10 protein-coding genes are annotated in these 13095 nt (G+C 39.2%); 6 read left to right on the top strand and 4 right to left on the bottom strand.

Features of this window, described 5'->3' with window-relative positions; translation table 11 throughout:
* Positions 1-20: 20 nt before the first annotated feature.
* The 4 genes from C7120_RS04830 to C7120_RS04815 form a co-directional block, all read right to left on the bottom strand.
* The gene (locus C7120_RS04830) at positions 21-1283 is read right to left on the bottom strand and encodes a porin family protein (protein ID WP_107620589.1); all 1263 of its coding nucleotides are present in this window, start codon (positions 1281-1283) and stop codon (positions 21-23) included.
* Positions 1284-1293: 10 nt separating this feature from the next.
* A complete protein-coding gene (locus C7120_RS04825; protein WP_107620588.1) occupies positions 1294-1845 on the bottom strand; it encodes an RNA polymerase sigma factor in 552 nt (183 codons plus the stop codon).
* 28 nt (positions 1846-1873) lie between these two features.
* Positions 1874-2542: a NigD-like protein gene (locus C7120_RS04820; protein WP_107621394.1), complete on the bottom strand. Its 669-nt coding sequence runs from the start codon at positions 2540-2542 to the stop codon at positions 1874-1876.
* Positions 2543-2672: 130 nt separating this feature from the next.
* Positions 2673-3230 (bottom strand): pilus assembly protein N-terminal domain-containing protein, encoded by a 558-nt coding sequence (locus C7120_RS04815; RefSeq protein ID WP_107620587.1) that lies wholly within the window; start codon positions 3228-3230, stop codon positions 2673-2675.
* A 422-nt stretch (positions 3231-3652) separates the two neighbouring features.
* On the opposite strand from C7120_RS04815, the gene C7120_RS04810 reads away from it, so the two are divergent.
* The 6 genes from C7120_RS04810 to C7120_RS04785 all read left to right on the top strand — a co-directional run bounded on the left by C7120_RS04810 (position 3653) and on the right by C7120_RS04785 (position 13003).
* Positions 3653-4150, top strand: coding sequence for an RNA polymerase sigma-70 factor (locus C7120_RS04810; protein WP_107620586.1), 498 nt, complete (start codon positions 3653-3655; stop codon positions 4148-4150).
* A 57-nt stretch (positions 4151-4207) separates the two neighbouring features.
* On the top strand, positions 4208-5287 hold the full coding sequence (locus tag C7120_RS04805; protein ID WP_107620585.1) for a FecR family protein: 1080 nt from the start codon (positions 4208-4210) through the stop codon (positions 5285-5287).
* Between the two features lie 297 nt (positions 5288-5584).
* Positions 5585-8920 carry a SusC/RagA family TonB-linked outer membrane protein gene (locus C7120_RS04800; protein ID WP_107620584.1) on the top strand — a complete coding sequence of 1112 codons (3336 nt, stop codon included), beginning with the start codon at positions 5585-5587 and terminating at the stop codon, positions 8918-8920.
* A gap of 28 nt (positions 8921-8948) precedes the next feature.
* Positions 8949-10460 carry a RagB/SusD family nutrient uptake outer membrane protein gene (locus C7120_RS04795; RefSeq protein ID WP_107620583.1) on the top strand — a complete coding sequence of 504 codons (1512 nt, stop codon included), beginning with the start codon at positions 8949-8951 and terminating at the stop codon, positions 10458-10460.
* Positions 10461-10472: 12 nt separating this feature from the next.
* The gene (locus C7120_RS04790; RefSeq protein ID WP_107620582.1) at positions 10473-11333 is read left to right on the top strand and encodes a DUF4843 domain-containing protein; all 861 of its coding nucleotides are present in this window, start codon (positions 10473-10475) and stop codon (positions 11331-11333) included.
* Between the two features lie 29 nt (positions 11334-11362).
* A complete protein-coding gene (locus C7120_RS04785) occupies positions 11363-13003 on the top strand; it encodes a hypothetical protein (RefSeq protein WP_107620581.1) in 1641 nt (546 codons plus the stop codon).
* The last annotated feature ends 92 nt before the right edge of the window (positions 13004-13095 follow it).

Below are 13095 nucleotides of genomic sequence, written 5' to 3'. Positions count from 1 at the left end.
TATAATCACCCTTCATCGTTTTATTTATTTAAATTGACTCTAATTCCTATGTTAAGATTAAAATTTGTGGGTTTATCTTTATATATGCTCTCAACAGTACTGCCATTGTTAAAATGACGACTCACTCCTGGCTCTATATAAGCACTGATATCCTTACTAAATCTGTATTCTCCTCCAATAGCAGCATTAACCGAGAACACAGGGATGCCCTCCTTGATGGCAGAATCTTTCGGGTTTTCCTTAGACACATCTCCTACGGCCTGTTTCAACTCACCTTTTACAAGTTTTTCTATCTCACCGCATACGGTTATATAAACATTAAACCTTTTTACCTTGACAAGACTGTAGCTTGCACTTACTGGTAGACCAACATAATGCAGGTTTTGTTCCACGACATAACTTTCAGTCTCTTTGCTATACAAGAATTCAGAGGTAAGATAGCTGTAGGTAAGGCCTGTCTGTAGACTCCAACGGCTACTAAGATTGTATCGCACAGATATGCCAAATTTAACGGGTTGATGATGCTTCGCATTGATTCTTATATCTTTCGATCCCATTATAGGATCCTGTATATTATCTCCTGAGAATTTTGGATCATACTCGCCGTAAGGATTTGCTACTTCCAACAGAGGCCTTTGGGCATTGATTGATATTCCTGAGGCATTGTTATAAGATGTTCCAATACTAAACCGAGATGACCGGGTATTGTTTGGGGCATACGAGGTATTATCCGTTCCCAAGTTCTCCCATGACTGTTGCTTTATAGTCTGAGAGTTGCCTGTACTTTCTGCCGTCTTTTGACTTGGATTACATGTTGTCTGTTGGCTTCCAATAGCCTTATCGTCGCTACCGATTTCTTTTTTCGTACTATCGTTAGAATTGCAAGCAAGTAAAGTCTTATCGTTGAGACCTAATTGTGTGTCTTTTAAAATAGATGAAACTAACTTTACGATGCTCGATACATGCTTATTCGCACTTGTTTCTGTCATTGATGAATTTGAAACGACATTATTATCAAGCACAGTTGCAACCTGTTTCGGCAAAGAGGATTGGTCAACAAACATATCGCCCAGACATAGACCAACAGCAATCATGACGGCAACAGAGGCAGAACGATAAATCCATAAAGGTACTATCTTTGCTTTCTGCCGGGTAGAATGTACGGGTGCTACTCCGCGGCGATTCATCTCCTTTTTGATGTCGTCGAGAAGACCTTCAGGAGCTTTTGCTTCGTATTCACTTTGAATACGGGCTTGTAATTTATTAAGCCATTTTTCCTTCATAGGCTATATCCTATATGTTTTGCTCTTTAAGCATCCTTGCAAGCATACTTCTTGCTTTGTAAAATTGCGACGCGGAAGTATCCGGTTTGATATTGAGGAGTTTGGCTATTTCCTTATGACTTTTACCCTCTATCACAAATAAATTAAAAACGGTCCTATAACCTGTCGGTAGTTTGAGGATTGTATCTGCTATTTGGTTTATAGACAAACTATCAATATCCGGTTCATCAGCAACAACTTCCGGTAAGTCCACATCTTTATCTATGAAGACACTTGAATCATTGTCCCTAAGAAAATGAAGAGACTCATTAATGACCACCCTTGTAAGCCAAGCCTTTAAAGAACCTTTCCCTCTATACTCAAATATATGAATTTTAGTAAAGATTCTAATGAAAGCTTCTTGGAGCACATCATGTAAGTCCTCTTGATTTGCAATATATCTCGAACATACTTTGGCTAGATAATCTGCATACTCACCATAGAGTTCATCCATGGCGAGGGCATCATCTTTTGCAAAAAGGCTTATAATATGTTGCTCTTTATTATAGCCAGAGAAGCTCATTAATTAGTGAAGAGGCTTTCTGTTGATACTATTTGCGGCTGATGTATTTGAATTTGACACTCTTCATGCCCGTAAATGATTGCCACTTTAATGTTAGATCTACCGTTTTCCCTTGTGTATCGGGAAGATCGCCGAGTCTGAACGCTACAAGGCCATCACGAATAATGCCCTTCGAATCATTGAAGGCATTATGATGAAGTACAACCTCGTATGGATTTTCTCCTTTAACAAGATTCATGGTATGTTTTGTTCCTTTACCAAAATATGTCCGGAAGCGCAATGTAAGATACCCATCCTCTACAATAGTTGTCCAATCTTTGACTATTTCTACGGGATCTTTTCCATATACATCATCATTTTTTTGCCCGAAACTCTGTGCCATATTCTTTGTAAGTATAGTATCTACCCAATTCACATACGCACTTTTTGAATAATGTCCATTCTGTCCCTCCTGCAACTTAAGGTTTACAAGGGCTCGCAATTCCTTATTACCATAAGGAGAAGTTTTTAGGTTAGTTGGAAAAATTGTTGTTAAGTCATCCAACTGAAAATACACCTGCCCCGTGGAACTATTGGTTTTGATTGTAACAAGCGCATTCGGATAATTAACAAAATCATCATCGTTAGAACATGACTGCAAAGTCAAAGAACCTAACACAATCCAAGAACTGAGAAAATAATATAATAGTCGCATCATTTTCATCCCTCCCTATTTTATTTATGCTATAAAAGTATTAAATGTTTTATGATAAAGCCTAATTCTATTAAAAACAGGGAAATCCAGAAGAGAACTTCCCTGTTCTCCAATATCTTGGATATATTATGGGCTACTTTACGGTAACAATAACAGTTCCTGCTAACTTATCCTTGTCAAGAACATTTATTGTCGTACTTCCCGCTTTAACGCCTGTGATGGTTATCTTGTCATCTTTTATCGTAGCAGTAGCAATCTTTGTATCTTTGACACTTACTGTATATGGCGCCTTGCCTGACTTGATGGCGACAACATCTTCCTTGCCAACTTCAACATTTACATTTGCCTTATCAAAAGAAAGAGGCGTTATCACATTGACAGCGAGCGTACCAGACTGCTTATTTTTGTCTGTAACGATAATAGAAGCCTTGCCTTCCTTAACACCTGTAACGGTTATGATATTTTTGTCGACTTTAACAGTAGCGATCTTTTCGTCCGTAGACCTTACTGTGAAAGGCTGCGTCCCGTTTCCAATGGTTATGTTAGCGGTAGCACCTGATGCAACCTCTACCTTAGCAACACTGAATTTTAAACCAGAGTTGTCATCATCATCTTTGCAAGATGTAAACATTGCAACACCAAGGCAACATGCAGCCATCATCATAGTCTTGAAAATAGTTTTCATTTCCATTTTTTCTGTTTTTAAAATTGTTATTTAATGTTTAAAACTAAAATAATTATCATTTCAACTCACTTATTAAAATCAACAATTCAAATAACTTGCCTAGCAAAAGCCAAAAATAAGTTAAATTGTTTTTGAAAGCTAAATTAAAGACGAATATATTCATGCTATCAATCCACATAAAGCCATACAAATTTTCATTTGGCAGACAAGATAGAGTTGTAATAGATCCATGTGAAATTAAGAGATGGGAGAATCCGTATAGAAGTGTTTTCATCTATCATAATACCTTCTTAAAAGCTATTATGATCAATCCGCCATTAACTTAATTAGCTTAAGAATCAAGCGGAATTGCGTTAAACTTCCCAATTTATGCAAATATTACCACGATTTTATGTAAGTTTGTACTTCAATGATTTCTATAAATTTAAATGGAAGACAAGAAAGACTTCGACAGCATCTTCAGACAGTACTACGGCAGACTCTGTGCCTATGCGGGACAATTTGTCTTTGATAACGACTCCTGTGCAGACATCGTCAGCGAAGCATTTGAAAATCTATGGAGTGATTTCTCACATATTAAAAAGACAGCCTTGCAATCTTATCTTTATAAAAATGTTCATAACAAATGCATTGATTATATCCGCCATCAAAAAGTTAAAAAGAGATATGTCGATCTCTATATGTTGCTGACAGAAAGCACTTTCACACAAGAAGAATTAGAAGCTCAACAAGAACGCGAAAAACAAATGGAAGAGATATTGGCAAAACTCAACAGCCAGACTCGAGAAATCTTTTTAGCCTGTTATGCGGATGGGAAAAAATATAAGGAGGTAGCTGAGATCACCGGACTCAGTATAGCCTCTATTCAGAAGTATATAGTAAAGGCTTTAAAAATCATACGAGAGGAAAGAATGCGAAGGAGGTAACGAAATCCTACATATAAACGTTATAATTTTAGAGAATAGAAAAAAATAAAAGCAATCATGATAGAAGACATACTGGAGATGATGAAACAAGATGCAGTTATCTCGGAAGAGCAACTACAGAAAGTGAGCAAAATTCCAGAAGTGAAGGAATCTTGTCGTGATATCTTGTATGCTCGTAGAATTCACAGGAAGAAAAACATGCCTGATGTAGAAACTCAACTCTCCGCTTTCAAGAAACGACATCAATCATCCCCAAAATACCGTCTTCGTATTGTAACCACCATCATCGGAGCTGCCGCAGTAATTATTGGCGCCATTCTCCTATTGCCCCATCCGAACCGCTCCAATATAAATCTGTTGACTAGGACAGGAGAAATCAGAGAGGATGCACCCGTTTTAATGGTAACAAACGGACAAGAAGTACCGATCCGGATTGTGCACAAAAAACAACTTGCAGATCCGGAAGTACTGATTACCCCAAATGCCAATCTTGAAATCAGAGATACTCTTGTACTCAATGTCCCTAATGGACGGACTTACCAAATAGGGTTACCAGATGGAAGCAGGGTCTATTTACATCCCGGAAGCCGACTTGTCTATCCTTCTCGCTTCTATGGGGAAACAAGAGAAGTAAAGCTAAGCGGGGAAGCCTATTTTGTAGTAGCCAAAGATTGCCTGCATCCGTTTGTTGTAACGACAAATCGCTCGCAGACACTGGTATTAGGAACCGAGTTTGATATTACCTCCTATTCTGAGCAACCAGAGTCCGTAACACTAATTAGCGGTAGTGTTTCTTTTAGACCCGCGACATTACAAGATACTGTCATCATAACGCCCGGACAACAAGTTACCATTAGTACAGCTGGAATTCCTTTAATTTCGTCTATAGACACAGATCCATATACAATGTGGCGAGACGGCTATTTCTATTTTGACCAACAGCAACTCAGAGATGTTCTGATTGAATTAGGGCGTTACTATGATGTAAATATTGAATCATACAACCAAAAAGCATTATCCAGCAGAGTAAGATTCTTCTGCAAGCGAGATGCAGATCTGCGTACTGTGATAAACAATATCAATCTTATGAAAATATGTAATGCGTTTATGGAAAAGGATAAAATTGTCATAAGATAAGCAACTTTAAAAACTACATACCGAAGAAAAGACAAAAAGCGTTGTATCACTTATCAGATTGGTACACTGCGATAAAATGATGGCAACATCTTATTATAAAGATGTTTATACGAAAAAATCGGAACCTTTTTGAGTAAGCTCTCCCTTAATCGATCATATCTAAATGATAATATCATTCTGTCAACAACCTTCTTCCTTAAACACTTTTCCAAAAATAATTACCATCATGGTAACGACTTTTATCGTTTAAACGTTATAAAATTATAGAATAGTTATTAATTTTGTAAAACGGTTAGTATGGAAAAACGGCAAATCATTCTATTGTTAGCAGTCTTCTGCTTCATGTTTCTTCCTATTACAGCGCAGGACAAAAGTCAAATAACAATGACATTTGAAAACGAAAGTTTGCCTTCTGTGCTCAGACGCTTAGAAAAAGCCAGCTCCTACAGGATTATTTTCACTTACGACAATGTGGAAAACTATCATGTAAGCGGCAACATTAAGAACGCTACATTTGAAAGCGCATTAAAATATATACTTGATGGCAAACCCTTGGAATATACGATTAAGGAAAAACTTGTATATATCACCAAAATACAGGCCAACAAATTATCAGGGAAAAAAATACTGCTTCATGGATATGTCATATCTGCCGATAGTAAAGAACCTGTGATCGGAGCATCTGTCAGACTTCTGTCCAAAAATAAAGTTGAAGAGAATATGACTGTAACCGATGTCAACGGCGCATTCACACTGCATTATAATAATGGCGATAAAATACAAATCAGTTATATCGGCATGAAGTCAAAGACAGTAAGCATTACAAATAACGAGATAACTATCGCCTTGGATATAGACGACAATACTTTAGGTGAAGTTGTGGTCAACGGTATCTACACTAGAAAAGCAGAAAGCTATACTGGGGCGGCAGTCACTGTAACCTCAAAAGATTTAAAGCGTGTGGGCAATGGTAATATCCTGCAAAGTTTAAAAAACTTAGACCCCTCTGTATATATAGCAGATAACCTAACTAGCGGCTCTGACCCCAATAGTATACCCACAGTTTCAATGCGTGGCACCTCTAGTTTCCCTGCAGAAACTTCATCCCTGAAAAGTAACTATCAACATGACCCGAATTCTCCATTGTGGATTCTTGATGGATTCGAAACATCGCCAGAACATGTAGTGGATCTAGACATGAACCGTATTGAGAGTGTTACCATCTTAAAGGATGCCTCTGCCAAGGCATTATATGGCAACAAAGCAGCTAACGGGGTAATTGTTATTGAGACCAAGCGATTGGCCGGCACGGAAACAAGGGTAACCTACAACGGTTCGTTGAACCTTGAATTTCCCGATTTAAGCAGCTACGACATGTGTAACGCCATTGAAAAATTGCAAGTAGAACAATATGAAGGACTCTATACAGACCCGTTTGGCGATGCATATAAACAACAGCAACTTGACAATCTGTACAACAAGCGGAAACTGTTGGTAATGAATGGGCTAAATACCGACTGGATGTCAAAGCCGCTTCATAATGGTATTGGACAAAAACATAATGTTAATGTAGAGTTAGGTGATGCGCGTTCTTTGAGGACAATTCTCGACTTTACATATAACGATGTAAGCGGTGCCATGAAAGAATCCTATCGGCGCAATATAGCGGGATCTGCAGCAATTTCTTATCGAAAGAACAATGTCCTTTTCCGTAATATCTTGGAAGTTATCTCTAACCGAGGCCAAGATTCTCCTTACGGGACCTTTTCCAATTATGTAAAGATGAACCCATATTGGCAGTCAGTAGATAAAGATGGAAACTTTCTGAGATATGCAGAAGACGAAGGGGTATTAAATACTTATAATATATATAGTACCAGTAAGGTTCCAAACCCAATTTACGATGCAACTATCGGCACTAGCTTAAAGTCAACATATACCCAAATAACGAATAATTTCTATACAGAATGGACCATCAATTCTGATTGGAAAGCCACACTACGGTTAGGAGCCATGCAGAAAAGAAACGATGCTGATAGTTTCTATCCGGCTAATCACTCCATGTTTGTCACCTATCTCTCATCCGCGGCAGAAAATTTGAAACGCGGGCGCTACATCATGGAAAACGGAAAGAGCTCTGAATTAAGTGGCGACTTGAACATTAATTACAATCATTCCTTTGGGAAGAACAATCTCTTTACAAACGCTGGTTACTTCATCTCGGAACACAAATACCAAGCTTATCAGGAAACTGTTGAAGGATTCGCCAATAGCACGATTGCTGATGCGACTTTCGCACGCCAGTATTTAGAAAATTCCACACCAACGGGTTATGCTTCTATAAACCGTGAGATGAGTTTTCTTTTAGCAGCTTCCTATGATTATGACAATCGCTATTTGTTTGACGCAACAATCCGTGAAAGCGCATCCTCATTATATGGTGCAGACAAACGTTGGGCAAACAGTTGGTCATTGGGGCTCGGATGGAACTTACACTATGAACCTTTCATGAAGAATATAAGTTGGTTGAAACAAATGAAGATTCGTTGCAGTTATGGTCTTACGGGAAATCAGAACTTCAATACGAATGCAGCTATAGCCACTTATCGATACTATACAGGATACTCATATGTTGGATATATGGGTGCTTATTTGGCGAACATGCCGAACCCCGGACTCATGTGGGAGCAAAAAAAGGATCTTAATGTGGGCTTTGATTTAAAGACTGGGCCACTGGCTCTCACATTCGATTGGTATACAGCCGATACCAAAAACATGTTGACCGATGTTACTATTCCCACATCAACAGGATTCCCTTCGGTAAAAGACAATCTTGGATTGGTTCGAAATAGTGGCATCGAACTCAAGATAAGCATCACTCCCTGGCAAAACAAAGAAGGATTCGTCAATGTCTACGGGACATTTGTTTATACCAAGAACAAAATTGTAGAACTGTCAGAGAGTATGCGCGAATATAACGACCGTATGCTGAAACTGGCAGAATCAACAAATCAGACCGCTCCCGTGCTAATGTATCAGGATGGTTTGTCTATGAATACAATATGGGCTGTACAATCGGTAGGCATTGACCCTCAAACAGGTAAGGAAATCTATATTAAGAAAAACGGGGCGCTAACTTACACCTATGATTCAAGTGACATGATTGCTGCAGGTGATGCTACGCCAAAGCATCGGGGAACAGCAGGATTCACGGCTGAATATAAAGGAATCGGACTTACGGCAACTCTTACCTACTTAGCTGGTGGACAGATGTATAATTCCACTCTTATTAATCGTGTAGAGGATGCCGACATTCAATACAATGTAGACCGCCGGGTTCTCACGGGGCGATGGAAAGAACCTGGACAAATAACACGTTATAAAGGATTCAGTGCTACAGACAAGACAAGAGCTACCACCCGTTTTGTCCAGAATCGCAATGAATTGAACTTATCGTCTATTAGTGCATATTATGAGTTCCCCAGAAGCATTTACTCGAGATTTGCCATGCAGCGTCTACGCTTTGCGGTATATCTGAATAACATTGCCACCTTCTCTTCAATAAAAGTCGAGCGCGGCACCTCATATCCATTTGCACGCACCCTTTCTTTTGCTCTTACAGCAACATTCTAAATGTAACCCTACATAAAATATTGAAAAAATGAAAAGAAGACTATATATAATAACTCTTGGTCTAATATCCCTGACTCTTACTTCTTGTAATAGTTGGTTTGATGTTACTTCTTCTCATGAAATTCGTGAAGAATATCATTTTGCTATCGATCAAGGTTTTGCGCAAAGCGTTGCCGGATGTTATATTCAGATGGGTGAAAATTCCCTCTATGGAGAATATACATCGTATGTTTTGCCCGAAGTTGCCGTAAACCCTTACAGAACGATGGGAACAAACTCAATAGAATATCTTGCCCTTGCATATTTGCAAAAGCATCTATGGAACTCTTCGCATGCAAAACCGATTATTGATAATATATGGACATCATCATATCGTGTGATAGCAAATGCAAATGAAGCTTTAAAGAATATCGACAAAAAAGAAAGCAGCTTAGATCCCATCAATTATCATATACTGAAAGGAGAATTACTTGCAATCCGTGCACTCATGCACTTTAATCTCCTACGCTATTTCGGATATGGAAATTGGGGCAACAGAAAAACAGAATTAGATGCAAGGCTGACAATTCCTTATGTAACCACTGTTGAAAAGAATCTTACTCCCCAATCAACAGGATCCGCAGTTATTGCCAATACTCTCAAAGACTTGAATGATGCTGCAACACTGATGAAAGACTACGACCCTGTAAGCAGTACACATCCCGACAACTATTATAGTAAGGTGGACGAAGAAGGATTCTATGAATCACGCAACTTCCATCTTAATTACTATGCCGTCCGCGCAATCACAGCACAAGTATATCAATGGATTGGAGATTATACCAATGCGCTCACCCCTGCAAAGGAGGTAATCGATGCAGTTGGGACAAGCAAGAGCGTGAGCATAGGCAACACAACGGCATTCACATTGCACTTAATGCCAGTCAGTGAAGTAACATCAACCACATCGGCATTAACCCGTGAGGCTGTCTTTGCCATTGAAACACAGAATCTATCTGATAAAACACTCACTCTCTTTAATCCAAACTATAGTACTAACCAGACTGATGTTATGTCGCTCAATGAAGGCCAGATGCAAGAGTTGTACAATAATAGCAATACGGACTACCGATTTGTTAAACTGCTCCACCATAATATGACTTCATCTCCAGCCGGATATGTTCCACAGAAATACTATTCTGGATTTGGTATTGACAACTATTTCAAGAACAAAATCAATGTCATTCGCCTTCCAGAGCTTTACTTTATTGCTGCGGAGAGTTATGCAAGAAGCGGAAATCTTGACCAGGCTCTATCACTAATGAATACTTTCCGGGAAACCCGAGGTTTATATGAACCGCTTATAGATCTCAACCAAGCACAGGTATTGGAAGAAATCGGGAAAGAATACCAACGAGAGTTCCTCAGTGAAGGCATGATGTATTTTTATTATAAACGCATTGGTGCAGAAACTGTCCCTGCCAAGTCAGGAGCGATGACAGATGCAGACTATGTTTTACCTTATCCTGATTTGGAAATCCAATCAGGGCGCATACAATAAAATGTCCTCATTATGAAGAAAATACTATTTTACATTCCTTTTGTTGCACTCATACTCAGTTGCAGCAAAGATGAAATCAATACTTATAACGAGAGTAAAGATGCCGTAAGATTTGCGGCAAATATCCAGATAAGATCTCATGAAACAGATTCTGTGAACGGATCCTATATGAGTGTTGACTCTCTGCTCGAATGCAATTTCTCATTCATAGAATATCCCGACTCTGAAAGTTTTACCTATGATATCCCATTAACTTTGATAGGAAAGATTGCCGACCACGACCGAATCGTTAAATATAAAGTGGAGTCAAAAAGCAATGCTGCTGACTATGAAATCAAGGAGGCGCTCATTCCTGCCAAGAAATATACAGGACATATTCGTGTGATTCTGAAAAATACGACAGAGCTGAATGATACAACCTATCAATTATTCATCCAGCTTCTCTCTTCAGCAGACTTAAAGGTTGGGCCTTCAAATTACAGCAAAGCCAAACTAACATGGAATAATCAGATTCCATATCCTCCTCACAACAACCTGCGTCGTTCCTATAACATGCTAGTGTATTCAACCTTGAACTTCGTTTCTACAAGTGCGGCAATTGTAAGTCCTAATGCCCTGCGTGCCATTGTTGCAGCCACCGGTTGGAATGATTGGGACAACACGGATATCCATGGCAATCGTGCCAATGGCCCAGCCTATGGATATTACAAATATCTTCCACAATATCGGTGGATTTATACAGGTAATTCCTATAAAGGTTATGCGGCCAAATTGGGAGATTACCTGATGAAATACAAGAAAGAACATGGCTCTCCATTGCTCCACGATGCAGGTTCTTATAAGGGACAACCCATACAAGCTCGTACCTATTAATCAATTATGAATGAAAATAACAACTGAATATGAAAAAGACAAAATATCTCTGGATTGCCTGCTTCGTGGCCTTGGGCATAAGCTCGTGCATCAACGATGACAGCGCATTGGCAACAGATGAAATTCAAGCTATCAATATCACATCTTCTGATGTCAGAGACACCCTGTATGTAGGCTATTTAGACCAACTTTCCATCATCCCGACAGTAACAAGAGGAACATCAGCTGATACTGATGGCCTTGTCTATCAATGGGAGATCGGAGACGAACCGGGCAGTAAGCCTGAGAACTATATTATAATAGGTAAAGAGGTGAGCCTCCAAACAATCATCAAAAATGAGATTTCCACCTCTCCTTACCTATTGAGACTTACCGTTACAGATACCAAAAACGACAATCTGAAAGCATCGAAAATCTGGGAAGTCTATGTACAAAGCACATTTATCGACGGTATTGCCGTGGCTTCCACTTTAGATGACAGAACCTCAGACTTTTCGTTAATCATGAACAAAGACATTACTGTTAATTATAATAAGGAAGACAAAATATATCACAACATACTCAAATCAGCTACAGGCTCGGCATGTGATCGTTTGCTTTCTCAGCTCACATTCAGTGTATTCTCGGGAACATTTACATCTACAAGCACCGAAAACGAGATCTGGGCTGTAACTGGCGACGGTGCCTTATATCGCTATAACACCAAGGATTTTTCTCTTGACGGAACTTCATTAGAGGGCGACGCCATTCTCACTTATACAGGTGGTAATCCCAAGTTCTCCCACACATTCGTCGGACACTCAACTTTATTCGCTGTCAGCGATAAAGCCACTTATTCGCTATTGCCCGGAAGCGCCAACACTTTTGGATGGCATGACGCTACAACCAGTCAATATAAAATAAACAATAATGTGGTTATTGCCAGTCCGACAGGAGATAACTATAATGTGTTCTGGCTTGATTCAAATACGGGACACATCGTTGCGCTTAATTACTCTATGGGCACAACGATTGCATATGATGACGCCTTAGCTGCCAAGGAGAATGTTTTTGATCCGAAAGATTTGAGTAATTACACTGCTATCGCTGGTGGTTTTTCAGAAGATGGGAAATCCCCGGATTTCTTACTGAAGAATAAAACAACCGGCGAGTATTCTATCTATACACTTACATCCTATCAACAGGCTGTATGGAATAATGATTGGACCGAAATAATTATCCCCGAACAGATTCCTTCAGCAGAGCGTAGAATAGATATTCCACACGCAGGGAAAACTTTGCTCGACAAGGCTGTATCCGTTTTCTTTGCTCAAAACCAAGCCATTTTATATATAGCTACCGAAGATGGAGTTTATGGAATCAACTTTGCTACAGACACTCCCGAAATCTATGCAACTCCCAAATACACGCCAGCTCATGGAGAAAAAATCACAAAGGCCAAGCTCTTTGTTCAGGGCGCCTATAGTTGCTATACTACATCTTGGCCTGAGCGTGATGAACTTCCATATAACTCTAATGCCATCGTCATAGCGACACAAAGCGAAACCTACAATGGAAAGATCGTGGTTATCCCAATGAAACAAATTGGTACAGGAAACTTAGACTCCTCGAAAGCTAAAGTATATGATGGCTTTGGAAAGATTCTTGATTTCTGTGCTACGGGATACTAATAGCATTAATCTTATACTACATTCATATAATTGTCAATAAGATAAATCCACCAAAAGCGACGAATCCGTTTTGAATAAAACTTGATAAATTG

The organism is Prevotella sp. oral taxon 376 (assembly GCF_003043945.1).
In the GTDB taxonomy this organism is placed as follows: Bacteria; Bacteroidota; Bacteroidia; order Bacteroidales; family Bacteroidaceae; genus Prevotella.
The sequence above is the reverse complement of the archived record's forward strand: the minus strand, read 5'-3'. Positions and strand labels throughout refer to the sequence as shown.